The organism is Pseudomonas allii (genome assembly GCF_055380095.1).
The window spans coordinates 3969805-3994940 of sequence record NZ_AP039450.1 but is presented as its reverse complement, the minus strand read 5'-3'; the positions used below and the strand labels follow the sequence as shown (position 1 = coordinate 3994940).

Below are 25136 nucleotides of genomic sequence, written 5' to 3'. Positions count from 1 at the left end.
GGAGTTTAAAGCGTTAAATAAGTTTATAGCTACTGATTAAATATTAGAGGTGCGTGGTTTTTGAAGTGTTATTAAAAAGTCGATGTTGATGGTTTAAGTGATTGGCTAAATGTTGCCTTCCATGGCGGTAAAGTGCGCGTGGCTTATAAGCGTGTGTCACTTTTTGAGGCGATACTTTTCCCATCTCGACTTGGATTCAATTCTTCCAGAATCACCGAAGACGGTATAGCGGGTGGCTCGGTAAAAAGCTGCAGTTCTAGAAAATCCAAAACCTCTCACTTTTCGATACGCCCACAACCAACCTTTTTTTTTCGGGTTTTCTACGGGGTGAGTGCTCATGCAACTGTCCTTCATGTTAATGCTAAAGTTTTCGGTGGATGATATCAAAGAGCTATAATTTGGAGTTTGACAAATAATAACCTTATTTTTTGAAGTTCCAGATTAGATGGTTGGGAGGTATAAGTTTATATATTGCAGTTTGTATAACTTCCCTGAAACTAGCCGCGTTGCGATTTTTGGAGTTAGGAAAATGTCACAACTTTCAGTTGCTCAGGCGGGCAGTTGTAACGCACTCGCCTTTCTCGACATGCTCGCTTGGTCTGAGGGGACCAGTAGATCGCCGATCACTGTATTGGATGGCTACGACGTCATTGTCACCGGAGTCGACAGGAAACCCGAGATCTTCAAGGACTTCAGTGATCATCCTTTCGCAAAAGGGCGTACGTCGAAAGTCATCAACAGCAAGGGCCTGACCTCAAATGCCTCGGGTCGGTACCAGCAAATGCTCAAGGACTGGCCGTATTACCGAACACTGTTGGCCTTGCCTGATTTCAGCCCGATCAGTCAAGACCTACTGGCTCTGCAGCACATCCGTGAATGCCGAGCGCTACCGGACGTGCATGCGGGACGGCTCGAAACCGCAATCGCAAAGTGTCGGAATATTTGGGCAAGCCTGCCTGGTGCAGGGTATGGCCAGCGTGAACACCACCTTGACGATCTGATCCAGCAGTACCGCCTGGCGGGTGGAGTGCTGCAATGACGGCATTAAGAAAAGTGTCCCGATGCTTGGCGCAGGCCGAAGAAGATCGTCTGTATTTTTTGTGCCATGGTTGCTGCATCGCCCATAGCGTTTCGCATGGGAACGGAGCGGGGCCACGCTGGGGCTGGAACGGCAATGTGGAGGCGCCGACTTTCACGTCGAGCATTTTGGTCCGATATACCTGGTCGGACGGTCCGAGGGTTTGCCATTCATTCGTGACCGGTGGTCGCGTCCAGTTTCTCCAGGACTGCACACACCATCTGGCAGGGCAGACCGTCGACCTACTGGATTGGGAGGATGAGTAATGCTGACCACATCACAAAAACTGGCAGTCTTGCTGATCGCGATGATCATTTCGTTCGGCGCGGCCTGGCAGGTGCAAGCCTGGCGTTACGCAGGGCAGCTCGCGAGTCAGATCGCGCTGCAGGTTGACGATCTAAACAATCTGACTCAGGCCGCGCTCCGCCAGCAGCAAGCCGACCAAGACAAGCGCCTGGCCACAGAGCAACAACTCGCCGTCTCCGATCAACAGCACATCCGAGAACTGTCCGATGCCAAACGTAATCAGGCTCTATTGCGTGACCGCCTTGCTACTGCTGATGTACGGCTGTCAGTCCTTATCGACGCCACGGACTCAGCCAGTGACTGCAACGTGCCTGCCACCCCCGGCGCCGGCGTCGTGGTTCATGGAGCCCATCGAGCCCAACTTGACCCAGCGCATTCTCAACGAATTATCGGGATCACCGATGCCGGCGATCAAGGACTGATTGCGCTCAAAGCTTGCCAAGCTTACGTGTTGACGATAATTCAGCAACCCCATCAATGATTATTTTAGTTTGGGACTCAGCTTAATAGCGTTTTTTAAAGATGGTCTGTTGGTATGTTCAATTAGGGTATCTTTCCCTAGGGCGAGTGCGCAATTAGCGAGGGTTAGAGAAAGTATCATGACGGTCATTGATAAGAGCTGTTTGTTGTTGATTGAAATAATCTCGGTGATCAGTCCTAATACTAAAACTCCAAAAACTGCCCCTAAACCTGTTCTCGTGATAGTAAGAAAGCCAGTTCCTATCTCTGCGATAATTTTATGGATAAAGTTAAAGGTTTCTATACTTTTGTCAGAGCTGAATCGTATTAAATATTTAATTAGGAAAACGAAGGCGTAAGGGCCAGCGAGATAGGCGGAGTATTCAATAAGCGGGCCGATAGCAAGCAATCCTTGAACTATATCATCAACATCTTTTTGGGTGGAACTGAAAAGTAAAATTGGCAGTGTTCCCAGTAGAAATGCTAAGACCCATTCACTAGGAAGTTTACTTATTAATGCAACTGTGTCCTTTTTGAAACTGCTGGGCTTTTTGTTCATTGGCATGTTCCTTGAGGGCACACGATGAATTGATATCGTTAAAAGGAGCGAGCCGGACGGATGCGCCAACATCACGTCCGGCCCTCCAAACCCGCAGACCAATCCTGCAAGTCCGGCCGTGGCTCCTGCCTTGTGCACAAAGCAAGGTGAGCCTAGCACCTGTTTATTCATACAGTAAAGGTCTTGCTCCCATGTCTATACCTATCATCCCTTGGATGGGCGGCAAACGCCGCCTGGCCGATCGCCTAATTCCGCTGTTCCCACCTCACGAGTGCTACGTCGAAGTCTTCGCCGGAGGCGCCGCACTCTATTTCATGCGTCCTCAGGCCGCCCCCGTTGAAGTCCTTAACGACATAAACGGCGACCTGGTGACGCTGTACCGTGTTGTGCAGAACCACCTAGAAGAATTCGTGCGCCAGTTCAAATGGGCGCTCAGTTCCCGCCAGGTGTTCGAGTGGCAGAAAATGACTCGTCCTGAAACCCTCACCGACATCCAACGCGCCGCTCGGTTCTTTTACCTGCAGCATCATGCCTTTGCCGGCAAGGTGACGGGCCAGACGTTTGGAACCGCGACCACTGGCCCGGCCATCAACCTGCTACGGATAGAGGAAAACCTCTCGGCCGCTTGGCAGCGACTGTCCGGAACTTACGTCGAAAACCTCCCTTGGCTTGACTGCGCTGAACGATATGACCGTGCGCATACCTTCCACTACATGGATCCTCCTTACTGGGGGACCGCTGGCTATGGGGTAGATTTTCCATTTGAGAATTACGAGCGTATGGCCGACTTTATGCGAAGGTGTAAAGGTAAGGTGATGGTCAGCATCAATGACCACCCAGACATTCGGCGCGTGTTTGAAGGTCTTTACTTCGAGACTGTCGACATCCACTACAGCACGTCTAACCAGCGGCATGGCAGAGCCGAGGTCAGCGGGGAATTAGTGATCATGAACTGGGAGCCAGTCGTGCTGGGGAGGTTGTTTTGATGTCGGAGAGCTGCGTTTCATCGGCGTTGGAGGTGGGTGAGCTTACGAGAGATTCTCGTATCTATGCCTTAATCGGCAGCAGCTAGCCAGAAATCCATCATCATGGCCCTGTTTCGTGGGCCGAATGAGCTAGGATGTCTCGAGCAAACGTAGCCGCAACCTGGGCGTATGTCTGTATAATGCGCGCGGTTAACCGGGGGTAAAAATGCCAACAGCTGTCTCGTTATTTTCAGGGTGTGGTGGATCTGATGCAGGGGTTCTACGTGCGGGATTCGAAGTCCTCATGGCTAACGACATTCTTCACTATGCTCGTGAGGTTTATTTAGCGAATCACCCTGAGACGGATTATGTAAGAGCTAGTGTCTCTACTATCGAACACTTTCCTGATGCTGATCTTCTTGTCGGGTGTTACCCGTGCCAAGGCTTCAGTCAAGGAGGGTTGAGAAATCCAGATAGAAAAATTAATACGCTATATTTAGAGTTTGCACGGGCGTTGAAAGTGATTAAGCCGAAGGCTTTTATTGTAGAAAACGTCTCTGGTATGTTTCGTAAGAATTTCCGCCATTTATTAGATGATCAGCTAAAAATCTTTAGCGAGCTTGGTTACAGAGTCAATGCGGAGATTTTAAATGCTGCTGAATTTGGAGTTGCTCAGGAGCGTAAAAGGATATTCATAGTAGGTGTACGGGAAGATTTTGGTATTGATTATGTCTTTCCCTCTCCAACCCATGGTGTTGAGGGGGGAGCTGCAAAGGTTTCAATTCGCGATGCAATTGGTGATATGCCTGAGTGGCCGGTAGGAGAGTTTTACGACCTAGACTTTCATTGGTATTACCTATCTAGAGACAGGCGTAATGGGTGGGATGAGACGTCTCGCACTATCGTGGCTAATCCCAGACATATGCCTTTGCATCCGATGAGTCCGGCGATGATTAAGCTGGAGCATAATGTCTGGAAGTTTGAAAGCGATTTGCCTGCGCGTCGATTCAGTTATAGAGAGGCGGCTCGAATACAAGGATTCGGCGACTTGATTTTTCCTGAGTCAAAAAATGGTTCACAGATGCAGCGATATACTGTAGTAGGGAACGCTGTCCCCCCGCCACTTTTTGAGAGAGTGGCTAGGGCATTGCCAGATATTTGGTGATTTAAACAAGTTCTAGTCGCTTTTCAAGGAACTCAAAAAACAATTTAGGAGGTGATATGATTTTCCAGTCTAGATCTCCTCCTATTTTTTTTATAATCCGTAATCTGTCGTAAATTATAGTGGCCGCTATTTCACCGTCTACAGCCCATCCGCCGTGATTGTTTCTAAAGCAGTGAGGGATAAATATTAGCTGCATCCAGGGATGGGTAGGATGAATCATCATGTTCAAGCGATCACGAGAGATCTCTGTTTGTTTGCTTACCCAATCAGTCCTTGAACAAGCGCATTGGCCTAACGCTGACGGTATGTTTCTGGCTTCATATTCGTCAAGTCCCATCCAAGCAACAAGATCAATTCCTCCATCGCCGCTGTCTCTGCCTCTAAACGTATCGTCATTACAAAGCCCAAAACCACCGATATCGGTTGCAAGCTTATTGATTCTCTCTGATTTTTTGCCAGTGTAAGTCGTTTCGTTTTTGCCGAAGGGCAGAATGCTCGAGTTCGATGGCCAACTTCTTTCAAGCGCAATAAGTGCGATACGTTCGAAAGCATCAGTAATAGTGCTTCGGTCATCTAAAAACGGGAGGTTTGCGCATAGCAAAAGCAGGGTGTACAGGTGGAAGCTATGATCAAGCTCTTCTGGTGCCGAAAAGGTTTTTGAGCTTTTATCGATAGAGAAAGGATAAAATCCTTCGAAACTTTTTGCTCTCCATTCAAGATGGCTGAAACAGTCGTCTAAAGCGGAGTCACTAATTTTTGAGTCGCCGACGTCTTTAATTTGATCAGCTATAGTCTCTCTTGAGCAAATACGGTCTTGAGTCAACAGGCACAAAAGTTCCGCGAAGTCGGCAAGCGTATGAATGTCTGAATCTCTCGGCTTATTCAAATTTATCATGGGCTACTCGATAGGATTCAAAAGGCCGTGTAGTGCCGCATGAAGAGCCGTGGAGGCTTTTTTAATTCTTCCCGCTTGCTCAACATCCGAGCTACTAATACCGTCCGCAACGCTAAGGGTGCTCAACGCACTTTCAACTCGTTCCTCTGTCTCACGAAGAAGATTACGCAGAGCTTCGAGAGGGCCGCTTGTATAGAGGTCTGCCATTTCAAGCGAGACTCCTCGGCGCAATTCGTTTAGCGCTTTATCATCATGTACTACGCGAGCGAGCTTTTCTAAATTACGAGATTCGCCAAGAGTTGTTGAGCCTCTGGATTTATCAAATACCCATGTGAAAAACTCGCTGAACTCTTGTTCTTTAAGGTTTTTTGCATCAACGTCTGATGCTGAGGCAATTCCAATAAACTCGCATATGTTCTTGTAGCCAATACCCGTGGTGAGAAGCGAGAATTGAATGTCGTCTTCTTCTAGCTTTATATTGGATAGTAGGCCGCTGTCACGTGCTCTTTCTACCAAAGTTAACCCTGTTAAGAGTTTTGCGACGTATGCAGCCTTACTACCAATTTCTTTTGCTAGTGCTTTATGAGCCTCCGAGTGGTCTGCGCCGTGGCGGGTACGTAGCTGTCTAAGATATCTTGCCTTTGCTAAGGCATCCCACTCTTTGATACCTGTAATATGTCGATAACCCAAGTAACTAAGGATTTCGTTTCGGTCATCAAACTGTAAGGTTGAAATTGTAGTTGGCGCATTATCCGTTATCTGGCGAGCTTCATTAACCTGAGATGGCTTCACCGGTGGAATAATATTAGGTTGCAACAGTTTAAGCGCCCCGAGACGCCTGTTGCCTTCTACAACCGTCCACCCACCTTCGGGTCTTGGTACGACCAGCAATGGCTCCCCAGCAAAAAAGCCGTGCTCACCTATTGATAGCATTAACTCAATCAGGTTGCATTCGAGCAGTAGGTAACGGATGACGTCTTCGTCACCCTTATGCTTCAAGTTATTAGGAAGTCGAGGGTTTTCAGGATCGAAATGAAGGTCGCTTAGCGGGAGGTCTGCAAATTTAGACATTTATCAATTCGCTGTAAGTGGCATTTATCGTTACCTTCACGTGGAGCCTAGACTACCGGACGCAAGCTTCATTTTGTGCGACGGGGTCCTAAGGTAGCACCCATCTTCGCAAAGCTCACTCCCGAGTCAGGGTAAAAACTACTCGTTCCTGATGGATTGAGGTGAAAATTGATCATTTTTGGCGTGTTCGCTGAAATCAGCGTCCTTCGGGGCGATCATCTCCGGTTCAAGCTTTCTGCAGCACCATTCTCGATGTGCTCGAATTGCGTCTATAGACAGACCTGGAGCACCACTCGTTCTTTCCCTAATTTTCTTGCCCGCGAGATCGGAATACTCAGAGGTTTCCAGGATCGGATTTACTTGTAGCGTGAGGTCATCGTGGAGATAGATCAAGCCCCTGTCCCATAGGGTGTGTAGGTCGCTACGCAGTAGAAGACCGTTACTAATATGGTTAGTCTTTGGCCCTAGAAAAGGGGTGACATGCGCTGCTTCCAGCACCGGCTTAACTGCGGAGCCAGTAACGGCGCAGCGCCCATCATAAGCGGTAAGCAGTCCACTTCGAAACGCTCCCTGCCCCTGACGCTTAGTAAGTTCCCTGAGTATGCGTTCGCGGCTATCCTCGACTCCTTTTGGCGAGTAGCTGGATGAGTCGACGACAAATGGGTTCGAACTGATGCCTGCTTCCGTCAGCGTGGTGCTCTCGAGAGAAAAAAAGCCGTTCTCCCATGAGATAACCTTGGCCAAACCTAACACCCGATAGGCAGTCACTTTAGGTTTTTTCGAGGTCTGCACAAGGACAGCTACAGGCACTCCGTCCTCCATGCATTTTTTAAGCCCTTGATTGGTAAACAGCCTAGCAGAGTCACCACGGGGAGTTTCCTCTTGGGCATATGTATAGTGCCAGCTTCCGTTCTCTTGATAGACAGGCGTTTGATCGCTATAGGGGCTATCCAGCCGCTGACTAATCGACAGCGCATACTTGAGCTCCTTGGGTTTGTAGATCCCTTTAGCCGATATTGCGACAATGCTCGGAGCTTTTTGCAGCTGTTTCCAGGTAAGTACTTGGCCGGTGTGTTGCTCAAACCATGCCAGCAACGCTGAATGGGCGCTGATCTGCAGAGGCGTTAGATTCATATTTAGTCGCACATAAAAGGTAATGGGAGGGCTGATTCATAGGGGTTGCAGTGTGGGCGACGGGTATCGAAATGCTGTCTGCATGACTCCGTGATCAGCCACTGTGAATCACCTCAACCTTGTGAGAAGCATCTTTCTGGATTTGCTCTCTACAGTTCGCTTGCATAATTGTCAATCATCGTCGACGAGTTTTTTTCTGGTAGCTCGGGGGAACAGAGACTCGCAGGTAGTGGCATTTTGATTGTGTTATGCATTATGGTTGCACCTCACCACCTTGGCGAACCGTTTGCCCGTACGTGGAACTGCTAGCTTTCAAGGAAGATGCTCGTAAGAGGTTATGCTGACGAGGCCTCTTGCATTATGAGAAAAGTTTAATCAAAGGATTTTCATGCAAAGCGGCGTTAAGGTTGAGGCTCAGAAAATGAAATTGGATTATGAACGTCCTCTCATTGCATATGCATACCTTGCTCAGTCTGGGGCTCAGGACGATATTTTGAGTGGCCTTATTCCCCTTGTAACTCCTATAGCGAAAGAAAAGGCTGGGAAATATTTCGATAGGGATTATTTGAGCGGCGAATTGAAGCGACTATATGGTGTTGACGTTCATCCTTGGGCGTTAGACGAATTGGTTCCAAGAATGGAAAAAGCGGGGGTACTTCTGAAAACCAGCGAGGTTAAAGCTGGATCTATTTATACCTATGCGAAATCGTTAGCAAATGAGTCTTCCGCTACAACTGAAGAAGATATTCAACAGATTCTTGAAGAATTCATAGGCTTTTCAAATGAAATTATTGATAAGTCAAAAATTGATGTGCCAGAAGAGATTTTAAGAAAGCACTTCTTTAATCAAATTGTGACTTCTGACTTCCAGACAAGATTGATACGTCCAGGGCAGCCTGTAAAAGATAATAAAAATATATTGCAGTTGCGTGAAAAGGCACCTATTGAAAAAGAGGAGGATGAAGAGGGATTGCAAGATGTAGGATTGCAAGTTTCCGAGCCCAGTCTGCAAAAACAGCTGGACCAGATGAAAATTATCTGTGCTTCATACATATTGCATACTAGTGTTAATAATCAAGATGTATTCAAACAGCTTATTAATATAGCAAGCGGCGCTATACTTGCAGAGTATATATTAAATCTTCGCGAGCCTAATAGTTCAATAACCTTGTCTGCTCTAAGATTGTATTTGGACGGACCTTTAGCTATGTCTTATTTGGATCTAAATGAGGAGAAAACCTCTCAGTATACTTCTATGCTGATAGAAAGTTTACGTGCAAAAGGCGCTAGCCTATATATATTTAAAGATCACGTAGATGAAGTCAGAGACAACCTAAGAGCTGCGTTGAATCAAGATGGGAGTGGTACTCGGCGCGCTACTCATCGTCGGATGCAAGGACCGACTTTTAAGGCTTATGCGCAAGGTATATTGTCAGACCTTGAAGGCGTTCTCCGGCGAAAGCAAATCATGATAATACCCACTCCTAAAAGTCCGTCATATTTTAACGATGAGCTTATGAGTGAGCTTACTCACGCCTTAGGCCAGTACGCATTCCACGCTCGCGAAAGAGACGCGCATGCTGTAGGTGGTGTTTTGAGGTTGAGAGCGGGGAAAATTAACTCTAGGAGTTACTTTCATGAATGTCAGCATATATTTGTTACCGAGAATAAGCGGGTTGCTTCTGCATCTTTTGAGTTTGCCATAAATAACATTGGTTACAAAGAGAATTACGTTCCGCCTGCTGTTACGGATAGATACCTGGCTGGGCTTATGTTTGTTTTGTATGGTGGTACTACTGCAAAGGAGCTAACTCATAAAAAACTTCTTGCTAATTGTGCTTCGGCGCTGGAGCCAAATCATGCTTTACTTTCTAAGGTTACGACTTTTCTTCATGATGCAAGCGAGCAGCGGGCAGGTGCGTTTGTAGAAATGATGACCAGCGCAAGATCATCACAGCATAGAGCTATATTTCTTTTAGATGAGTCTCGTGCAATATATGATTTGGCGGATGCTGAACAGGCTTTTATAGATTTTGAAGCAGAGATGACTCTTAGCTTGAGCGCTGATTTTCAGTTAGAAAGAGAAAAGCTTGATAAAGAGCATCAAGCAGAAATTGAGCGTGTACTCGCCTTGAAAATGGCGGTTGAACAAGAGAAGGAAGCAGATGCGTTATTGTTCAAGGAGCAGGTAGCGTCAAATCAGGACAGACTCAAAGACTTAGAATGCGTATTGAATGAGAAGGACGGTGATTTAAATATTTTATCTGAGCGATTAGCAAGTCAGGAAGCTGAAAGTGCAAGGCGTGAACTCAATGACCTTAAAGATTTGTTAGTTGAGAGTGTTGATGGCGCAAAACGTCATGGGAAATTATTGTCGCGCACCTGTGCCGCGCTAGGATTTATATTTGCTGCGCTCATAAATTACTGGTCGTTTGATTTGCTAGGGGACTTTCAGAAGAAGTCTTGTGCGTTGTTATTGGTTGTGGTTCCTGTTATTTTTTCAAAGTTGTCAACGGTCGTGATGAATAATGGGTTGGAACAGCGGGCCCGACACAATTTTTACTTGTTGTTAAAGAAGCGTGCAAATCTATCAAGGGTTGCAAGTAATTATTCATTTAACTTCAAAAGTGGAGAGGTTGAGCTGCTTTCTAATGAGTAACCACTAATCAGGTGGGGTCTGCTCCTCTCGGTATCAGCAGGATGATTTAGTTGACCTGGTCGACGAGTTCGTTTGGCGGGGCATGGGAGGAGCTAAAAGAGTTCCTAAACCTTGAGTTTACCCATTGTAAAATGCGGCCTGTGGCTTGGTAGACGATGTCGAGTAATGGAACGCTGACTGTTGTCAAACCCGCGCTCTGCATGAATTTGCATATCGGTCTTGAAAACCGGCGGACGTTAATAGCGTCTCCAGGGTTCGAATCCCTGGTTTCCCGCCAATATTCAAACAAAAGCCCCGCACTAGCGGGGCTTTTGCGTTTCTGGGCTTCGGCAGAGCTATCAGCGTACAGGCCGATCGTTTCCGCATCATTTCAGGCGGTTTCCGCAACTCGTTGCAAATTGGGCTCAGCGAGTCGGCTTCACGATCTCCCCGACGCGTCGATAAACGGTCTCGGTTATCCGCTTGTCCGTGTGGCCCAGGAGCCGGCTTGCATCTCCTAGGTCGAGGATCTCGCTTGCAGCCTTGGGGCGGATGTCGCGGAACTGGAACTTTCGAATGCTGGCTGCCAACACTCCATCGCCGTTTTCTCTTGCGATGGTGATCGCCTTGTCGCGAGCATCGTCGAAGCGGAGACGAAGCATGTGCTTTGTAACCTGCCTGCCGTCCTCTGTGACTATCAGGTAGGGGGTTCTGACCCCGCGCAAGCGTCTCTGCTCGATCAGTCTCGCCACCAGAGTGCCCAGGTCATTGAGCGCGCCGGCGGCGGTCAGCCGGATGCGCAGCTTCCTGGCCGTCTTGCCCTGAGCCACCTGCAGGAACTCATTGACTGCATCCACCTCACGCATCGACAGCACGTCGGCAGGGCGCTGCCCGGTGAGGTAGGCGAGGTCCATCGCGTCACGCAGTTCTGAGGCGGCAATGCCATACACAGCGTTCCAGATTTCCTCTGTCGCGTAAAAGTCCCGCGGTGCTTCCTTGTTCTTGCGCACGCCAGCGGCAGGGTTGTTTTCCGTTAATCCCCACTCCCGTGCAATGTTGTAGATGTGCGAGAGCAGTGATATCTCGCGGTTGGCTCGCACCTTGGCGGTTCGGCCGTCTCGGTACTGGGCGATGATCTGCGGCGTCACCGCATCGATAGGCGCATCGCAGAAGGCTTTGCGTAGTTTCTTCAGGCTCAGCAGGTTGTCGCTCTGCGTCTTTGGCGCCTTTCCCGGTATGATCTCCCGCTCGTACCGATCAAACACCTGGCCCAGCAGGGCGTTCTTCTTCGGCACTGGCTTGCAGTCGAGCTTTGCCCATTCAGTCTTGGCGATATCCAAATCACCCCCGAGCGGAATCTCAACCCGCTTCCCGTCTTCATTCCTCCCGTCGTAGTAGTAGCCAACCCACTGTTTTCCACATTTCAGCGTTCGTACACGCCGAATCATTCGCGGCGGCAGGTCCCTGTTTGCCGCCTTTTTCGCTCGCATCTTTTTATCCTACTCGTGACAAGTCCAGCGACCAGGCTTCGGTCGCAACGTTTTCAGCTGAAAGCTTCACGCCCGCCAGTTTCATCCGGGCGTAGACCCTGCCGACAACCGGACGGCGCGCTCGGGTTAGCACGTACTTCCAGCCGTTTCGGTTGAGCCATGCAATCTGGCCAGACGGGATCAAGTAGCCGGTGATGGCCGCCAGTTCTTCCTCCGCAAGCGTTTCGGTTTGAATTTCCATGTGGTGTCCTTACCGCGCTGGGCGGCATAAGGTGGGTTAGGAGGGGAGCAGGCCTTTAGCTTTCGCTTCTGCCAGGCACTCCGCTCGGAACTTCCGGGCAGACTCCTTGGCCTGTTGATTTGTGGATGCCTTCCAGGTGGGGCCGACTTGTACGAACTTCCCTCGCAGCTTTCCGCACCAGTAAGTGACGAAGTTGCCGTTCTCAATCTGGCTGATGATGCCCGCCGATACTTTCGGGGCGGTCGAGCAATCGACCAGTTTCTGTTCGTACGTTAATTCGGGCATGGGAATACCTCGCCCGCCGCTCACCGGCAGGCATGTAGGGGGGCATCAACGCCACCAGGCACGCCGCCGCGATTTGACGCCGCAGTTCCTGGCGTTGTTGAAGGTTGATCAAGTCGCGCCTGTATAGGCGGTTTGTCCATCTGTCGCATTCATGGAGGAAGCGATTCCTAGATTTTCGGTTGGTCACTGATGCACTGGCGATAATTGCTTGTGCGAACGCTCTCATAGGGCTCTCCTTTTTTGGTGAGCCTTAATGGTGGGCGCATTGAACTGTCGGCTTTCCGACTATTTGCAGTTGCAATTACTCATGGCCTGGGCCCCTTGTAGATGAAGACGTAGGCGAACCAGGGGGTGGCGATCACGGGGGCACTTCCTGCTGTTCCTGACGCAGCGCCTGTTGTACCGCGTGAATGATCCGCGCCAGGTAGACGTAGTCGGGGTTCGGCTCGGTGGCGTCATCGCTCACATGCCACCATTCATCACCGAACAGTTTGGTCATGAGCCCGCTGTGGGCTCCGTGGAGGTGGTCGATTGATGGCGATTCGCGCGAGTCCTCAGCGTCGGTGAACAGTTCGCGCGCCTCGTCCTGGCTGAGATCGCCGCGCCGGCGGTCTTTCAGCACGGCGATTTGCGCCTTGTTTGCAAGCGCTTCAGCACTGAACTGCCGAGGACTCATCGCCTGGTCGAAGTAGCCGATGATGTACCCGGTGTTCAGCTCGCAGAAGAATTGACCGATATTCAGGCCATCCCACATTCCGCCCCAGTAGGCCGCCCAGCTCTTGCCCCAGCAACTGACGTTGATCTTGCCCTTGTATTGGGCCAGGTCCTCGAGGAAGACCGTGATCGGGTCGAGATTCGGTGCGCCGGTGATGACCAGTTTCGTTACTGTCGAGCGCTCCACCTGCAGCGGCGTGGCGACTTTGTTTTCTGTAGGCATGGGGAGTCCTTGCCGGGCCATGCCCGGGCGGTGGAGTGCGGGGAGTCTGTGAATATCGGCTACAGTTGACCGATCAATCCGGGGGAGGTGTTTATGCTTTGTTTCATCTGTGGGACCGAGTCAGTCGACCATCACACGGCATACGACGGTCAGGATGTTGGTTGTCCTGAATGCGGGCGGCACGTTATCAGCGGGAACCTGATAGCAGCGATGGCACCAGGGTATGCAATGGGGATTCAGGAGGCTCGGGCAGAACTTAATCGAATGCGTGACCGTGATGAAGTACCGATACTTTCAGCCGCGAACATCAGGCTTCATCGGTTACCAAGTTGATCCAATAGGCCACCACCGATCCAGCGAACCACAGTGACGGCCTTGCTGTTGTCGATTGCCTTGTAGCGGAGGCCGCCTGGGCATTCGCTGGCAGGCTTGCCGCGCCAGGGAATCTGCGTGTAATCGTTGTACAACCAGATATCACGTTCCCGAGGCAACGATAAAAACCGTAAAATCATCATGTATGCGCAAAGCGGGGAAGGTAATTCGTCGTTTTTTTGACTAATACGGGCCTAAGGCTGCACCAATGCCTACGTAGGTCTCCAGGCCAATTTTGCTGCCAACATCCACACAGCAAACTTGAGATAGCAATTAATTATCGAATATCAAACATTGATAGGCCAAAGTTTTAAAGCTAAGCTTCAATTCTCATAAACGAATGGATGGATGGGTATCAATGGCTAAGCTGCCGGCAACCAGACAACGATCCAAGCAGTCGACTGCGACAGCACAAGTCTCGGGTTTCAAGAACCGTGCTAACCCTCCTATGTTGGCAAACGGTTTTGCTATCAGCATATTGAACGATGATGTGGTGGTATTCAGCTTTGCTGATGTCGAAAATGGAAGCGAGAACGTCTTCTCCAGCGTTGCGCTATCGAAGAAAACGAGTGTTCAATTTTTGCGTAACCTTGCCGAAGCTTTGGATTTGGAAGTAAGCGATGAGCAAGAAAACTAAGATTTTTAATGCGCAGGTTTATATAAACTATATAAACTACGCTACGCAATTAGAAAGCTCATCTAAGAAAGTAATAGATTCTGGAAGAAGCATGCGTGCTCACGGACACTATTACACTGATGTTTACAGTTCTTCCAAAAGTCCTGATCTAGAATTACAGAGTCGCGATGAGCTACTGCAAATATGGCAAAGATATATAGAAGGCTTAGTTGCGGCGCCATACGATCCTGAAGAGGTTCTCTGTAAATTTGCAAATCAAACAGCGACAAAATTCGACCGAGAGGATTGGATTTACCTTGTCCAGTCGACACGCCAGGCGACGTTAGCGTATTTAGCTGAAATGTCTTCTAATAAATCAACTATGGCGGCACCATCCTCATACTCATTACAGTACTTTCTTAGATATATACCCACATTGGCACCCCATAACTTGGAAATTTATATTGAGAATACAAGCGGGTTTTTTGGGGCAGTTATCAAGCATAAAAAAACAATTCTAAATTTTCAGATAAGTGATAATTCTGACGTTATTTTTTCTGTGGTAAATCCGGGCAAAAATAATCAGTTTCCTTCATTTACGGGGGAGGCAATTATTGTAGATGCGGCTGACACAGGGATGATGGAGAAAATTATAAGGATGGTCTATGACTGAGGTTAGCTGTCAGGAAAGTATTAGCGGCAATTCCGATATTAATTACTTGTTCCGTTTTATCAATCCTGATTTGCCTCAGGGAACATGGTTTGACTTGAAAGATGGTAAGCCACCGGAAACATATGTCTCGTTTTTCTCCGGGATTGGCACTGAGCGATCTAATCGCGTCTGTGACGCTATTCATAAGGCTATAGGGAGATATACGCCAAGCGCTTCAGGGAACGCCGCAGAAATGTTCGTACCTAAAGTGTTAGAGACTGTCAATCGCCGAAAGCTAATCATTGATTTTCATGCCGCCGGCGAGCCACACTATGGAATGACGTATGTCTCGCAGGAACTGAGAGATATAGTCTTCGCTAAGACGCTTTTGTGCTCTATGGCGGAAAGCAATATTACTAATTATGGTCATTGCGAGTCTCTCACTGCATCACTTGAGCATAAAAAAGCTATGCGAAAAAAACTCAAGCTAAAAAAGATGAATCAGAACAAAAGTGGAAATTCAGGATCAGAAAATTAAGCAGGTTCAAGCAGCCCTGTGCTCGTATAGGAAAAGCTAGAGCTTGTAGGATAAAAACAAAACTGGTAGCGCCTTGTAAGGTTGATAGTGTATCTGCCTAGATGGCTTAAATATTGAGAAATATGGCATCTAACAAGTTTCAAACAAGCTGCCGCAACCGAGCGGCAAATTGAATGTTTCATTTCACTCACCACTGACTATTGCAATGTGTCGTTTTTGCCACCGGCTTATCGTGCGTCTTCCAACCAGCCTTCGATGTTGATTTTCTTACCATCGGCGCGAGCCTCCAACACCTGGGCGCGATTGATCGCGGCTTTCCAGGTGAAGCATATGCCCAGCACCTTGCCGGTGGAGCGCTCTACTATGTGATAGGCGCCGCGGCCCTTATTGACCACCTGGAAGCGAACCTCTTGCACGGGCTGCTCTTTGCCGATCGAGGCATACATCGTGCTGGTGGCAATAGTTGCGCGGACACGGAGGACCGCGAGCCCTTCGGCAAGCTCTTGAATTGATGGGGTCATTTCTTTTCTCTCTGCGTTTGAGTTAGGCGAGGAGCATCGGTTGTTCGGCGCGGCGCACCATCCTGACCTCTGCTGTACGGCGTTCTGGCACCCGGCGATCACGACGCATTGACTCATCACCAATAATTGCGTGGATGGCTATTAAGGCCGCTAGGGCGAAGCACATCGGCGAGATGATCTGGCGGCGCATAGCTTCAGCAATCATGGCGGTCTGGCGGCTCACCCCTAGCTTGAACATGGCGCAGGAAAGGCGCTTGGCCACAGTGCAGGCTGCCACGTCGAACTGGCGGGCGATCTCTTTGGCCGTCATGCCCTGGGCCGCCGCCAGTAGGTACTGAAGCTCTTTGGGCGCAAGTCCTCTACCGAGGTGGCCCTTCCATGCGCCGTTGATGATTTCGTTCATCGCTGTGACTCCCGGTTGTTTTCCCGCTGCACCCGTCACCAGGTGCAGAAGTGAAATCTTCTGGTGTCGCTTGCCGGCTTCCCGCTACTGGCGTCGGTAGCCGGCCCCATTAAATTGTCTGTCCAGCCGCGGGCCTTTCGGCTTGTTCTCCCGCTGGATAACTCGTCTTGACGCTTTACGCTGCGCGCCCGGGTCAGTTGCCAACCCTCTGAACCGTTAAGGCCGGTTCATCGCTGCCTTTGAATCTGGGCCGGTGGTGATCCGGCAGGAGGTGAAACGAAAGAAAAGTGCGCGTAGGCCCTCCGCAGCTGTGTGTCCCTGCGATGGGTTCAATATGAACTATCGGTTCATATTTGGTCAAGTACCAAAAGTACGCAAATTATTGGTCCACGTTTGGATGGCACAAAACGGCGGATGAAATGTGATTTACGTTGAACCAACGGTTCGCTATGCTGGGTGTATTCCTGTATGTATATACAGTATTTGATTGGGGGATTTCATGATGAAAAAGCAGGCGGCACCGGCACCGGCGGCAGGGCAAGAGATGAGTGGCATGGAGCGCCTTGCGCTGCGCTTCTCATCGATGATCAATCACCCGGTGGCGCAGGCGCAGCGTTGGGTGACGATTCATCGCTTGGACACGGATGGAGATCGGGAGTGGGAAGAGGTGCTGGGCGTGATCGCCGAGACGGATGAGCTTGAATTGACGATCAATGACGACGGCAGCGCGACGGTGAGGTGGGAGCAGCAGGAAGCGGAGTCGGTGGGTCATGGGGGGCTGGAGTTTGAGCTTCAGAAAGAGGCAGCACCTTTCTGAGTAAATTTCAATTTCAGCCTAGGCAGCATGCGAGGCTGGATATGCGTACATGGGAAATGAAGCTTGTAAAGAATTTTAGGCTGTGCTGAGGATAAATTGCTGTCCAGATCTCGCGGTAAAGGATATAACACGGGCATACGGGCGCACGCGCGGCTCCCCGTAGACGCATGTCCGTGAAGCCAGGCAACCAGGCCAAGATCGGCCAAAGCTGTAAACTTATGGAGGAGCTCACATGCTGGAGATAGCTATGGCACACACTAATCGAGATGTTAAGCGTCCGAATGTGTCTAAAGGCGGACAAACGCTTGCTGCCAACCGGAGAAGCTATTCGGCGCGCTCAAAACAGGTGAATAACGCCTTCCTGATCATTTTTGATCAGTATGAGCGCGCATTTGAAGAATTGGCGAAAGTTTGAAATGATTCAGTCGACAACGCAGATTAAGTGGTTGAGTGAGTCAGATATAGCATCACTGAACGAAAGTCTAATAGATGCGCAAACTCCTATGGAGCCGGTGGGAGTCTTGAATCACTCAGGACTCTCATCCGCTCAACACAGGGCAATGCAGTATCAGAGCTATGCCTACGCTGACGATATATTCGTTCTAGGTGCGGTTTTCTCAGAAGCATTAGTACAAAACCATCCTTTTTTTAATGCCAACAAACGCACGGCCGCTGCGGCGGTAATGGTGTTTCTGTTGATAAATGGCGTTCGGCTAACTGCGCCATGGCAACAGGTTGTTGATATGTTCGAGGGGCTTGCGAAACATACCTATGATCTTGATGATTTTGGTTGCTGGTTAAAGCATTGGGGCGTGAAGTTTGATGTCGAGAGCATTGATGACTTGGCTTCTGACGCTTACGAAAATAACAATATTTTACAATCGAAATTTTTAAAGCTATAAACTTGGCTGGGGAGCCCGATGGACAGGGAGTTAGTTGAAAGTATTCATCAATATTTGGTTGATCATTTTGCTGGTTCTGAAGATCCGCTCGAACCTTCCGGTGTGAAGGATGGGCATTTGTTAGAGTCAGCCTGCGCTAGGCCATTCCAGACAATTAATGGTAAGGACGCGTACTCCACTGAGTACGAGAAAGGAGCTGTGATATTTCACGGGATAATATCGAACCATTGCTTTTATAATGGCAATAAACGTACCGGCCTGTTGAGTGCGCTTTACTATTTAGGCGAAAACAATATATGGGTAGATAAGTGCAATGATGACGATATGTTTGAATTCACAAGGCAAATCGCGGCTCATGAGATTTCTGAAAATCGGCAGGATGAAGTACCGGTTATCGTAGACTGGCTTCTGAGAAACTCCCGTCGGATCATGAAGTCTGACAAGTATCTTTCTTACAATGACCTTCGCGAAAAGGTTGGGAGATTCGGTTTCGAACTCATTGAACGTTACGGCATGATTGATGTTGTAAAAGGTGATGAAGTTGTTACCAGAATAATAAAAAAAGGTAAACAGGGTAGAGAAGAATATGATCCGGTTTACTTGGCAGATTTAAGGAAAAGGCTTCAGCTCACTGTAGAGTATGGCGTGGATTCTGGACGTTTTTATGGGCAAAAGGGAGTTTCAGAGGAGTTAAATGAATTTATGAAATTTCGTGGCGAAGTATTCCGGCGCCTAGCTTCAACTTAAAAATGCAGAGTTCGGGTTATGGAATTCCAAGCTCATAACCCTATTCAAGCTCAAGCCATTCAGCGTTAAAATCAATATGAGGTTGCCGCTCATTCAGTCAGTGAACCAGCCTCGCTACTTGTGCCGCTCAATCCTTCCCGCCTTCCCGCCTTCACCTCTTCTGCACACCCTGCCATCAGATCCTCGACCGCCTGAAACCTGGTCGCTATCTTGATCAGCTCCTGAGCATCACCTTCATGCCCGGCCTCTGACAGCTTTACAGCAGCCTGCATCAGATCTACGCCCAACCACTTGAGTAAGACTGCAGCCTCTTTCAGGTCGCGGCGCAGCTACTGGTTGGGTTTGGTAAGGGGCATGGGTTACACCGGCTGTCCATTCCAAACGTAAAGCACCCGCGCCAGGATGTACGTGTCGTCGACTCGGATATCCTCTGGATCGTGATGCTTGTTGTCCGAGATCATCTTGAAGCGGTCCTTGCCTTTCTTCTGCAAGCGCTTCACATACAGCATCTCGTCGTGGGAGAAGAGGTAGATGCCGTCGCCTGTGAACTCCCGAATCGTAATGTCCACGAGCAACGGGTCGCGATCCTTGATGGTGGGAGCCATCGACTGACCCCACCCGGTGATCATCTTCAGGTGAAAGTGTTCTTTGAACGTGACACCCAGGTCGCGCAGATGCTTGGGACTGACCCTTATGTCCTGGAGCATTTCCGGGTATTCGTGCGGGATTTGCCCGCCGCCCATCGCCGCGCGTACGTCGTAGTGCGCGATCCACACCTCGTCACCGATCTGGCCAGGGCGAGAGAAGTCGACGGGGATTACGTTGCTCACGGGGTCACTTGCCGCCACCGCGATGCGCTGGCGCACTTCTTTTGACAGTCCTTTTCCATGCTTTTCGAGCATGTCGCGTACTAGGTCGGCGGCGGACAGCGCATCTGCGCTCGATGGGTTTTTGCCCTGGCCTAAGCTGGAATGGCCCGGCTCATCACCTGAACCATGCTGCAGCCACTCAATTTTCACATCGAGAGCTTCAGCGATCGCCTGCATTTTGGCGGGACCAGGCATCGCCTCGCCGTTCAGCCATTTGCTCGCTGCCTTAGGGGTGACCTTGGCTATTTCAGACAGCCGAGCACCCGCGCCCCATTGGTCGATGCCCTTTGCGGCAACGGATCTTTTGAGGCGAGAGGCAAAGGCGGCGCGTATCTCTTCTATTTGAACCATAGGTTCAATATCGCACGGCCTTGCATGTACTTTCAGTTCCGACATAATATGTACCGACAGTTCATATTTCGCCTGGAGGCCACATGAGCCCGCTTAAGAAATCAATTGATGACGCCGGCGGCGTTCCGGTGGTCGCCCTCGCATGCGGGAAGACACCACGGGCCGTTTACAAGTGGCTTAGCGCTGACTGCCTGCCCCGCACCGAGTACACCGGCGAGACGAAGTACGCCAAGAAGATATGCGAGCTGGCCACCGCAAAGGGGAAGCCTTTCGACACGGCTTGGCTGCTTTCCGAAGCACATCCGAACAAGTCGGCTGCTTAGCGCCTTGTGAGCTTTGATTTTCCGCTCATTACGGATGGTTAAAAAGTGATTTGGATTAGCTGTTTATTCATCCAGTACCAGGATCGCAGACATAAAAAAACCGCCTGGCAGGGCGGTTCAGTACAGCTTTATTCCGAGGTCAATAGTGATCAATTACGCCCCCACAGTCAATGGCTCAGAAGATGTCTCGACACTTCCCGGTGAGTCCGAAAAGGTGTCTCGACAAGCAGTCACCAATCAATCCGCAGCGATGAGTGCCGCCCTGATGATCAGCGGCCAGTATTCGCGTGCTTCCAAGTCTCAATTCAGCCGGGAATGCCTCAATCACTTGAGGGCGTCCCTGGCACCTGCCCAGGATGTTCTCGCATGAGTACCATCATCATGAGCCTGTGTTGGCCGTTACAAGGCATGAGCGGCCCGCAAAAGGCTGTACTGATTTCGCTGGCTGATAATGCAAACGACGAGGGTGTCTGCTGGCCTTCGGTTGCGCGTATCTCTGAGCGGACATGCCTAGCGGAAAGGACTGTTCAGGCCGCCATAAAGTGGCTTGGTCAGGTGGGCATTCTGTCTGTCCGGGAACGGATGGGGCGGTCGACAATTTACACCCTAACCCCCGCATCTTATGCACCCCCGCAGGAGGCGCGCCCCGCAGCATATGCACCATCACCCCCGCAGCTCACGACACAAACCCCCGCAGCAGCCGCACCCAGAACCGTAATAGAACCATCAAGTGAACCGTCACCTCTTGTTGGCGCCGAGCAACCAACGAAAATTTCGAAACCGAAATGCCCAACCCAGGCAATCGTCGATTTGTTCAACGCAACGATCCCGGAGTTTCCCCGGGTCATGTTGTTGACGAAGGATCGTATTGCCAAGGTCAGCGCACGTTGGAACGAAAGCGATGTTCATCAGGATCTCAGTTTCTGGGCTGAGTACTTCGCACTGGTGCGCTCCAGCGAGTTTCTGATGGGTAAGGTTTCGGCTTCTGGCGGGAATCCTTTCCGCTGCAACTTCGATTGGCTGATTGCCCCGAGCAACTTCGTGAAGGTCGTTGAGGGTAATTACAATGCGTGATCCCTACAGCCTGGAAGCCGAACACGGTGTGCTGGGGGCGATGTTCCTGCGCCCTGAGCTGATCGACGTACTGGCCGCCGATCTGGTGCCCGAGGACTTTTACTACGAGGACAACGCCGAGCTGTATCGCGGGATTTTGGCTCTGCACGGTGATGGTCATCCCGTCGATATCGTGACCGTCGGGGTTTATGTGGGGGATCTGCCTGGTGGTGCTAGTTCGTTTGCCTATGCCGCAGAAATTGCCCGCAATACGCCAAGCGTTGCAAACGCCGCTTCCTACGCCGGAACGGTTCGTGAGCGCAGCCTGGATAGGTCGATCATCGAGCTGAGCGTGCGGATCAACGACATTGCCTACGGTGACCAGCCGGCGGCTGACAAGGTTGCAGCGGTACAGGCTGAGTCCCACGCCATTGACAGCCAATCGGCAACATCCGAAGTGGTCAAGGCTGAGGACTTTCTCAACGACTACATCGAGGTGCTGCAGGCCCGGGCTGATCGTGGTGATGAAATTGACGGCCTGTCCACGGGCATTCCTGATTTGGACGAGAAGCTGCAAGGCCTCAAGCCTGGCCAACTGATCATCATCGCTGGCCGACCGGCCATGGGCAAAACCACGCTCGCCATGAACATCGCATCTCACGCCGCTATCCGTGATGGGAAAAGCGTAATGGCGTTCAGTTTGGAGATGGATAACACGGGCCTGATGGATCGCTTCATGGCGTCCGAAGGGCGGGTGCCCTTACAGCTGATCAAAAATGGCAAAGCCCCGAATACCCACGGCGCCGAGCTTATGAGTGCCGCCGGCAAGCTCAAGAAGTCGAACCTGTTCCTGTCGGATCGCGCGTCGATGTCAATGAATCGACTGCGCTCGGCAGCCCGCCGCCATAAGCGTCGGTATGGCTTGGACCTCATCGTCATTGACTACCTGCAATTGGTTGAGTCCGACTCGCGAACGTCCAGCCGTGAGCAGGAAGTCAGCCACATGACACGCACCGCGAAGCTCATGGCCCGCGAGCTGGGCGTCCCGGTGATTTTGCTCAGCCAGCTCTCCCGCAAATGCGAAGAGCGTCCGAACAAACGCCCGCTGTGTTCTGACCTGCGCGAATCCGGCGCCATTGAGCAGGACGCCGACATCATCCTGTTCGTGTACCGCGATGAGGTCTACCACGAACACTCCGAAGCCAAAGGCATTGCCGAAATCATTATCGGTAAGGGCCGTGACATTGCCGGCGGCACCGTACGTGCCGCTTTCCTCGGTCAGTACAGCCGGTTCGAGCAATTGGCAGCTGGTTGGGTTGAGCCCGCCAAACCCGAAAAGGTCAACAGCCTGGCTGGCCGTTACAGAAAGGAAAAAAACTGATGGCACCGATTCGCCTGGCCGTTCCGGTCCCGGCCAATTACCGCTATGCGGTGCATTGCTGCGGCTTCAAGTTGGACATGGACGTCCTGCCTGACCATGCGGTGGCTTTGTTCGCTGATGAGGCCATGGCCAAGCGCTACGGCGATTGGATGTGGCCATCGACTTTTGAGGTCGTTGATCTCCGAGCCCGCAAGGAGGTCAATTCATGAATGCCCAAATCAAAACCCTGACGGTGAAATTGTCGGACGCCGAGATCGCGCGCATCGCCAAGCTTGAGCATGTGCGTGACCTGCGGGATGCAAGCCATCCAGCGCTTCACTTTCGGTACTTGAAGAATCGCGCGCGCGGCTCCTGGTACTTGCTCCACAAGCGCCAATGGCACCTGATCGGGCATTTTCCCGACCTCAGCAGCAAACAGGTGGTCGCCGCGCTCCCCGCGGTGAGGCTGCGTGTGGCGGCTGACGGCGCTGCGAGCGTTTCGGGCTGGGCGGCCGTGGGCGAGCTGCTCGACTGGTTTGGCGATCGCATGGCCAAATCGCGAGCGCTCTCGGACAAGCGTCGGGCGGCTATCAAATCTGCGATCAGCTGCCAGCTCAAGCCGCGCCTGGATGATTTGCTGCTGAACGACCTCAACGCCCAAACCCTGGACAAGCAGCTAATGTGGCCGGCGCAGGAAGAACTGTCGCTGTCCTACGTTCAGCAGTTGTTCCGCCTCGTCGCCATGGCCTTCCGCCAGGCGCGCAAGCTCGACCTGATCCCCTTCAACCCGATGGCTGAGCTCAAGTTCAGCAACTTCACCACGGCCCGCATCCTGCCCAAGCCTGCGCGCCTTCGTGACGTGCAGTTACCCGAGCTGGTGGCACTGCTGGCTGAGCGCTTCGACAACGTGCCGGGTGACGCCATGCTGGCCTTGATGATGCTTTGCCACGGCACCCGGATTGGCGAAACCCGACAAGCACGGTGGGCTGACATTGCACTGCCGGAGCGCGAGTGGTTCCTACCGGCCGAACACACCAAGACCAAGACCGAGCTTCGGGTGCCGTTGACCGACCAAGTTGTCGGGCTGCTGTGCCGCTACCGTGACCGCCAGGCTGCCCAGGGCTACACAGGCGCTTTCCTGTTCCCGTCGCGTCGTGGCAAGCCGCTGAGTGACCACCAAGCCAGCGCCGTATTCACCCGGCTAGGGAAGGGCGCCTGGACCAGTCACGATCTGCGCAAGGTGGCCCGTACCGCCTGGACTGACCTTGGCGTCGACGGCCACATTGGGGAGATGCTGCTCAATCACTCGCTGGGCAAGATCGCCTCGACCTACATCAACACCCAGGCCAAAGAGCAACGTCGCCTGGCCTTGGTGAAATGGCACAACTGGTTAGATGCGCGTGGCTTCAGGGCGATTCATGAGCAGACAGGCGTTAGATATGAAGATTCGCAAAACCTCGTACACGCCTTGAACGGCGGGGCCTGCGAGCCAGAACCACAATTTGTTAAGGGCGAGGTTTTAAAACGTGCAGAAACGACAGGGGCCTGGCTTTAAGCGGGAGCGGATCGAGCTTGAACCCTGCTCGATCTGCAAGGGTAAGGCGGTAGTGGCGGGGGTGTTTTATGAGCTGGTTTGCACGGATTGCAACGGCTCAGGTTGGGTTGTTAAGGGGACTAAGTTGGTGCTTTCTGTCGACGAGTTGGTCACCCAGTTGAGTTTCAAATTGCAGCAGGTACAGCGCGAAGTCTTGGCGTTGAAGACTGCTCCAACACCTATAGGGCCACAGAGCCAATACGAGCAACCAAATCGCCTGGGCGCAGGCGGAACAAATTTCACAGGGGATTGAGAGCATGATGATTCGTAAGCCGGCTGGCCGGCCATTGGGGGACACCGAATACCTGCTTGAACAATGGGGATGGTGGAGAATGGACGGGATGGGTGTGCCTGGTTACACGTCCCCTACTTTGGCGCTGATGCGGCAAGCGGTAGCACAGGTATCAGTTAGTAAGAATTACTGCATCACAGATGAGTGGGCCGTAGCTATCGATAATGCTGTGGCTAGGCTTACCCATCGGGATCAACAGATGGGAGACGTGATTTGGCTGTACTACGGCGAAAAGTGGCCAATGTTGCGTGTGGGGAAGTATTTCGGAATCAGTGAGGGGAAAGCACGTGAGTTGGCGAGGGCTGGGGCTGCTTGGGTGGATTGTGCTGTGAGTGAGATGAGGACGGTGGCTTGACCTCTGCGACGCCTTACTGACTGCTATCTGAATCGCCCCAGATTTCCTAGACACTATCCGACTGTCTACTTATGGCCGAAAGCACCCATCGAGATTGGCCGCGATTGGTTGATTGGTGACTTTCGCCAGGGTCTGCATTGCGTCGGCT

General features: G+C 51.2%; 31 protein-coding genes. 19 read left to right on the top strand and 12 right to left on the bottom strand.

The genetic code is table 11. The annotated features are described in order from the left end of the window. Positions 1-156: 156 nt before the first annotated feature. On the bottom strand, positions 157-339 hold the full coding sequence (locus ACZ445_RS18010; protein WP_464707388.1) for a hypothetical protein: 183 nt from the start codon (positions 337-339) through the stop codon (positions 157-159). Between the two features lie 190 nt (positions 340-529). On the opposite strand from ACZ445_RS18010, the gene ACZ445_RS18005 reads away from it, so the two are divergent. Genes ACZ445_RS18005 through ACZ445_RS17995 form a run of 3 tightly spaced genes read left to right on the top strand, consistent with a single transcriptional unit; the run spans position 530 to position 1865 of the window. After that, positions 530-1039 carry a glycoside hydrolase family 24 protein gene (locus ACZ445_RS18005; RefSeq protein WP_464707387.1) on the top strand — a complete coding sequence of 170 codons (510 nt, stop codon included), beginning with the start codon at positions 530-532 and terminating at the stop codon, positions 1037-1039. After that, positions 1036-1344, top strand: coding sequence for a ubiquitination-like system serine protease family protein (locus ACZ445_RS18000; protein WP_464707386.1), 309 nt, complete (start codon positions 1036-1038; stop codon positions 1342-1344). Before ACZ445_RS18005 ends, ACZ445_RS18000 begins: the two co-directional genes overlap by 4 nt. Positions 1345-1346: 2 nt before the next feature. Then, the gene (locus ACZ445_RS17995; RefSeq protein ID WP_464708629.1) at positions 1347-1865 is read left to right on the top strand and encodes a lysis system i-spanin subunit Rz; all 519 of its coding nucleotides are present in this window, start codon (positions 1347-1349) and stop codon (positions 1863-1865) included. Here ACZ445_RS17995 and ACZ445_RS17990 read toward each other — a convergent pair whose 3' ends face one another. Further along, positions 1866-2573 carry a hypothetical protein gene (locus tag ACZ445_RS17990; protein ID WP_464707385.1) on the bottom strand — a complete coding sequence of 236 codons (708 nt, stop codon included), beginning with the start codon at positions 2571-2573 and terminating at the stop codon, positions 1866-1868. It lies immediately after the preceding gene. Between the two features lie 20 nt (positions 2574-2593). Here ACZ445_RS17990 and ACZ445_RS17985 point away from each other — a divergent pair, with 20 nt between their 5' ends. Further along, complete coding sequence (locus ACZ445_RS17985) at positions 2594-3388, top strand: DNA adenine methylase (RefSeq protein ID WP_464707384.1); 795 nt, start codon at positions 2594-2596, stop codon at positions 3386-3388. A 205-nt stretch (positions 3389-3593) separates the two neighbouring features. Next, entirely contained in the window at positions 3594-4532 is a 939-nt protein-coding gene (locus ACZ445_RS17980; protein ID WP_464707383.1) for a DNA cytosine methyltransferase, read from the top strand. A gap of 1 nt (position 4533) precedes the next feature. Here the strand turns inward: ACZ445_RS17980 and ACZ445_RS17975 are convergent, their stop codons facing one another. The 3 genes from ACZ445_RS17975 to ACZ445_RS17965 form a co-directional block, all read right to left on the bottom strand. Further along, entirely contained in the window at positions 4534-5427 is an 894-nt protein-coding gene (locus ACZ445_RS17975) for a hypothetical protein (RefSeq protein ID WP_464707382.1), read from the bottom strand. 3 nt (positions 5428-5430) lie between these two features. Further along, positions 5431-6498: a hypothetical protein gene (locus tag ACZ445_RS17970; RefSeq protein WP_464707381.1), complete on the bottom strand. Its 1068-nt coding sequence runs from the start codon at positions 6496-6498 to the stop codon at positions 5431-5433. A gap of 138 nt (positions 6499-6636) precedes the next feature. After that, positions 6637-7632, bottom strand: a complete 996-nt coding sequence (locus ACZ445_RS17965) for an HNH endonuclease (protein ID WP_464707380.1) — start codon at positions 7630-7632, stop codon at positions 6637-6639. 388 nt (positions 7633-8020) lie between these two features. Here ACZ445_RS17965 and ACZ445_RS17960 point away from each other — a divergent pair, with 388 nt between their 5' ends. Beyond that, a complete protein-coding gene (locus ACZ445_RS17960; RefSeq protein WP_464707379.1) occupies positions 8021-10291 on the top strand; it encodes a hypothetical protein in 2271 nt (756 codons plus the stop codon). A 404-nt stretch (positions 10292-10695) separates the two neighbouring features. On the opposite strand, the gene ACZ445_RS17955 is transcribed toward ACZ445_RS17960, so the two are convergent. The 4 genes from ACZ445_RS17955 to ACZ445_RS17940 form a co-directional block, all read right to left on the bottom strand. Continuing rightward, positions 10696-11760 (bottom strand): tyrosine-type recombinase/integrase, encoded by a 1065-nt coding sequence (locus ACZ445_RS17955; protein WP_464707378.1) that lies wholly within the window; start codon positions 11758-11760, stop codon positions 10696-10698. 4 nt (positions 11761-11764) lie between these two features. After that, the gene (locus ACZ445_RS17950) at positions 11765-12001 is read right to left on the bottom strand and encodes a DUF4224 domain-containing protein (protein WP_464707377.1); all 237 of its coding nucleotides are present in this window, start codon (positions 11999-12001) and stop codon (positions 11765-11767) included. A 36-nt stretch (positions 12002-12037) separates the two neighbouring features. Continuing rightward, positions 12038-12286 carry a hypothetical protein gene (locus ACZ445_RS17945; RefSeq protein WP_464707376.1) on the bottom strand — a complete coding sequence of 83 codons (249 nt, stop codon included), beginning with the start codon at positions 12284-12286 and terminating at the stop codon, positions 12038-12040. 358 nt (positions 12287-12644) lie between these two features. Further along, positions 12645-13223, bottom strand: coding sequence for a hypothetical protein (locus tag ACZ445_RS17940; RefSeq protein ID WP_464707375.1), 579 nt, complete (start codon positions 13221-13223; stop codon positions 12645-12647). Between the two features lie 730 nt (positions 13224-13953). Here ACZ445_RS17940 and ACZ445_RS17935 point away from each other — a divergent pair. Genes ACZ445_RS17935 through ACZ445_RS17925 form a run of 3 tightly spaced genes read left to right on the top strand, consistent with a single transcriptional unit; the run spans position 13954 to position 15401 of the window. Further along, positions 13954-14232 (top strand): hypothetical protein, encoded by a 279-nt coding sequence (locus tag ACZ445_RS17935; RefSeq protein WP_464707374.1) that lies wholly within the window; start codon positions 13954-13956, stop codon positions 14230-14232. After that, entirely contained in the window at positions 14216-14884 is a 669-nt protein-coding gene (locus ACZ445_RS17930; RefSeq protein WP_464707373.1) for a hypothetical protein, read from the top strand. The genes ACZ445_RS17935 and ACZ445_RS17930 overlap by 17 nt, the downstream gene beginning before the upstream one ends. After that, positions 14877-15401: a hypothetical protein gene (locus ACZ445_RS17925; RefSeq protein ID WP_464707372.1), complete on the top strand. Its 525-nt coding sequence runs from the start codon at positions 14877-14879 to the stop codon at positions 15399-15401. Before ACZ445_RS17930 ends, ACZ445_RS17925 begins: the two co-directional genes overlap by 8 nt. A 227-nt stretch (positions 15402-15628) precedes the next feature. Here the strand turns inward: ACZ445_RS17925 and ACZ445_RS17920 are convergent, their stop codons facing one another. Both ACZ445_RS17920 and ACZ445_RS17915 read right to left on the bottom strand, forming a co-directional pair. Next, complete coding sequence (locus ACZ445_RS17920) at positions 15629-15922, bottom strand: hypothetical protein (RefSeq protein WP_464707371.1); 294 nt, start codon at positions 15920-15922, stop codon at positions 15629-15631. A 22-nt stretch (positions 15923-15944) separates the two neighbouring features. After that, positions 15945-16325: a response regulator transcription factor gene (locus ACZ445_RS17915; protein WP_464707370.1), complete on the bottom strand. Its 381-nt coding sequence runs from the start codon at positions 16323-16325 to the stop codon at positions 15945-15947. Positions 16326-16824: 499 nt separating this feature from the next. Between ACZ445_RS17915 and ACZ445_RS17910 the strand changes: the two genes are divergently transcribed. The 4 genes from ACZ445_RS17910 (at position 16825) to ACZ445_RS17895 (ending at position 18791) form a co-directional block, all read left to right on the top strand. Continuing rightward, on the top strand, positions 16825-17142 hold the full coding sequence (locus tag ACZ445_RS17910; RefSeq protein WP_464707369.1) for a DUF1654 domain-containing protein: 318 nt from the start codon (positions 16825-16827) through the stop codon (positions 17140-17142). Between the two features lie 232 nt (positions 17143-17374). Further along, positions 17375-17557 (top strand): hypothetical protein, encoded by a 183-nt coding sequence (locus ACZ445_RS17905; RefSeq protein WP_464707368.1) that lies wholly within the window; start codon positions 17375-17377, stop codon positions 17555-17557. A 1-nt stretch (position 17558) separates the two neighbouring features. After that, positions 17559-18044, top strand: a complete 486-nt coding sequence (locus tag ACZ445_RS17900) for a type II toxin-antitoxin system death-on-curing family toxin (RefSeq protein WP_464707367.1) — start codon at positions 17559-17561, stop codon at positions 18042-18044. An 18-nt stretch (positions 18045-18062) separates the two neighbouring features. After that, positions 18063-18791, top strand: coding sequence for a type II toxin-antitoxin system death-on-curing family toxin (locus ACZ445_RS17895; RefSeq protein WP_464707366.1), 729 nt, complete (start codon positions 18063-18065; stop codon positions 18789-18791). Between the two features lie 359 nt (positions 18792-19150). Here the strand turns inward: ACZ445_RS17895 and ACZ445_RS17890 are convergent, their stop codons facing one another. Beyond that, positions 19151-20011, bottom strand: coding sequence for an XRE family transcriptional regulator (locus ACZ445_RS17890; RefSeq protein WP_464708627.1), 861 nt, complete (start codon positions 20009-20011; stop codon positions 19151-19153). An 83-nt stretch (positions 20012-20094) separates the two neighbouring features. Here ACZ445_RS17890 and ACZ445_RS17885 point away from each other — a divergent pair, with 83 nt between their 5' ends. The 6 genes from ACZ445_RS17885 (at position 20095) to ACZ445_RS17860 (ending at position 24988) form a co-directional block, all read left to right on the top strand. After that, positions 20095-20334: a helix-turn-helix domain-containing protein gene (locus ACZ445_RS17885; protein WP_464707365.1), complete on the top strand. Its 240-nt coding sequence runs from the start codon at positions 20095-20097 to the stop codon at positions 20332-20334. Between the two features lie 366 nt (positions 20335-20700). After that, positions 20701-21408, top strand: coding sequence for a helix-turn-helix domain-containing protein (locus ACZ445_RS17880; RefSeq protein WP_464707364.1), 708 nt, complete (start codon positions 20701-20703; stop codon positions 21406-21408). After that, positions 21401-22768 (top strand): replicative DNA helicase, encoded by a 1368-nt coding sequence (gene dnaB, locus ACZ445_RS17875; protein WP_464707363.1) that lies wholly within the window; start codon positions 21401-21403, stop codon positions 22766-22768. Before ACZ445_RS17880 ends, dnaB begins: the two co-directional genes overlap by 8 nt. Then, the gene (locus ACZ445_RS17870) at positions 22768-22977 is read left to right on the top strand and encodes a hypothetical protein (RefSeq protein ID WP_464707362.1); all 210 of its coding nucleotides are present in this window, start codon (positions 22768-22770) and stop codon (positions 22975-22977) included. Before dnaB ends, ACZ445_RS17870 begins: the two co-directional genes overlap by 1 nt. Continuing rightward, the gene (locus ACZ445_RS17865; protein ID WP_464707361.1) at positions 22974-24302 is read left to right on the top strand and encodes a tyrosine-type recombinase/integrase; all 1329 of its coding nucleotides are present in this window, start codon (positions 22974-22976) and stop codon (positions 24300-24302) included. The genes ACZ445_RS17870 and ACZ445_RS17865 overlap by 4 nt, the downstream gene beginning before the upstream one ends. 296 nt (positions 24303-24598) lie before the next feature. Beyond that, positions 24599-24988 (top strand): antiterminator Q family protein, encoded by a 390-nt coding sequence (locus ACZ445_RS17860; protein WP_464707360.1) that lies wholly within the window; start codon positions 24599-24601, stop codon positions 24986-24988. Positions 24989-25136: the final 148 nt, after the last annotated feature.

Excerpts from the sequence above, each read along its gene's own strand:
- ACZ445_RS17900 (WP_464707367.1), top strand. The coding sequence starts at position 17,559 with ATGATTCAGTCGACAACGCAGATTAAGTGGTTGAGTGAGTCAGATATA.
- ACZ445_RS17930 (WP_464707373.1), top strand. The coding sequence starts at position 14,216 with ATGAGCAAGAAAACTAAGATTTTTAATGCGCAGGTTTATATAAACTAT.
- ACZ445_RS17885 (WP_464707365.1), top strand. The coding sequence starts at position 20,095 with ATGAGCCCGCTTAAGAAATCAATTGATGACGCCGGCGGCGTTCCGGTG.
- ACZ445_RS17990 (WP_464707385.1), bottom strand. The coding sequence starts at position 2,573 with ATGAATAAACAGGTGCTAGGCTCACCTTGCTTTGTGCACAAGGCAGGA.
- ACZ445_RS17985 (WP_464707384.1), top strand. The coding sequence starts at position 2,594 with ATGTCTATACCTATCATCCCTTGGATGGGCGGCAAACGCCGCCTGGCC.
- ACZ445_RS17895 (WP_464707366.1), top strand. The coding sequence starts at position 18,063 with ATGGACAGGGAGTTAGTTGAAAGTATTCATCAATATTTGGTTGATCAT.
- ACZ445_RS18005 (WP_464707387.1), top strand. The coding sequence starts at position 530 with ATGTCACAACTTTCAGTTGCTCAGGCGGGCAGTTGTAACGCACTCGCC.
- ACZ445_RS17955 (WP_464707378.1), bottom strand. The coding sequence starts at position 11,760 with ATGCGAGCGAAAAAGGCGGCAAACAGGGACCTGCCGCCGCGAATGATT.
- ACZ445_RS17970 (WP_464707381.1), bottom strand. The coding sequence starts at position 6,498 with ATGTCTAAATTTGCAGACCTCCCGCTAAGCGACCTTCATTTCGATCCT.
- ACZ445_RS17935 (WP_464707374.1), top strand. The coding sequence starts at position 13,954 with ATGGCTAAGCTGCCGGCAACCAGACAACGATCCAAGCAGTCGACTGCG.
- ACZ445_RS17890 (WP_464708627.1), bottom strand. The coding sequence starts at position 20,011 with ATGGTTCAAATAGAAGAGATACGCGCCGCCTTTGCCTCTCGCCTCAAA.
- ACZ445_RS17940 (WP_464707375.1), bottom strand. The coding sequence starts at position 13,223 with ATGCCTACAGAAAACAAAGTCGCCACGCCGCTGCAGGTGGAGCGCTCG.
- ACZ445_RS17960 (WP_464707379.1), top strand. The coding sequence starts at position 8,021 with ATGCAAAGCGGCGTTAAGGTTGAGGCTCAGAAAATGAAATTGGATTAT.
- ACZ445_RS18010 (WP_464707388.1), bottom strand. The coding sequence starts at position 339 with ATGAGCACTCACCCCGTAGAAAACCCGAAAAAAAAAGGTTGGTTGTGG.
- ACZ445_RS17870 (WP_464707362.1), top strand. The coding sequence starts at position 22,768 with ATGGCACCGATTCGCCTGGCCGTTCCGGTCCCGGCCAATTACCGCTAT.
- ACZ445_RS17925 (WP_464707372.1), top strand. The coding sequence starts at position 14,877 with ATGACTGAGGTTAGCTGTCAGGAAAGTATTAGCGGCAATTCCGATATT.
- ACZ445_RS17950 (WP_464707377.1), bottom strand. The coding sequence starts at position 12,001 with ATGGAAATTCAAACCGAAACGCTTGCGGAGGAAGAACTGGCGGCCATC.
- ACZ445_RS17865 (WP_464707361.1), top strand. The coding sequence starts at position 22,974 with ATGAATGCCCAAATCAAAACCCTGACGGTGAAATTGTCGGACGCCGAG.
- ACZ445_RS17965 (WP_464707380.1), bottom strand. The coding sequence starts at position 7,632 with ATGAATCTAACGCCTCTGCAGATCAGCGCCCATTCAGCGTTGCTGGCA.
- dnaB (WP_464707363.1), top strand. The coding sequence starts at position 21,401 with ATGCGTGATCCCTACAGCCTGGAAGCCGAACACGGTGTGCTGGGGGCG.
- ACZ445_RS17860 (WP_464707360.1), top strand. The coding sequence starts at position 24,599 with ATGATGATTCGTAAGCCGGCTGGCCGGCCATTGGGGGACACCGAATAC.
- ACZ445_RS17975 (WP_464707382.1), bottom strand. The coding sequence starts at position 5,427 with ATGATAAATTTGAATAAGCCGAGAGATTCAGACATTCATACGCTTGCC.
- ACZ445_RS17980 (WP_464707383.1), top strand. The coding sequence starts at position 3,594 with ATGCCAACAGCTGTCTCGTTATTTTCAGGGTGTGGTGGATCTGATGCA.
- ACZ445_RS17880 (WP_464707364.1), top strand. The coding sequence starts at position 20,701 with ATGAGTACCATCATCATGAGCCTGTGTTGGCCGTTACAAGGCATGAGC.
- ACZ445_RS17910 (WP_464707369.1), top strand. The coding sequence starts at position 16,825 with ATGATGAAAAAGCAGGCGGCACCGGCACCGGCGGCAGGGCAAGAGATG.
- ACZ445_RS17905 (WP_464707368.1), top strand. The coding sequence starts at position 17,375 with ATGCTGGAGATAGCTATGGCACACACTAATCGAGATGTTAAGCGTCCG.
- ACZ445_RS17945 (WP_464707376.1), bottom strand. The coding sequence starts at position 12,286 with ATGCCCGAATTAACGTACGAACAGAAACTGGTCGATTGCTCGACCGCC.
- ACZ445_RS18000 (WP_464707386.1), top strand. The coding sequence starts at position 1,036 with ATGACGGCATTAAGAAAAGTGTCCCGATGCTTGGCGCAGGCCGAAGAA.
- ACZ445_RS17915 (WP_464707370.1), bottom strand. The coding sequence starts at position 16,325 with ATGAACGAAATCATCAACGGCGCATGGAAGGGCCACCTCGGTAGAGGA.
- ACZ445_RS17920 (WP_464707371.1), bottom strand. The coding sequence starts at position 15,922 with ATGACCCCATCAATTCAAGAGCTTGCCGAAGGGCTCGCGGTCCTCCGT.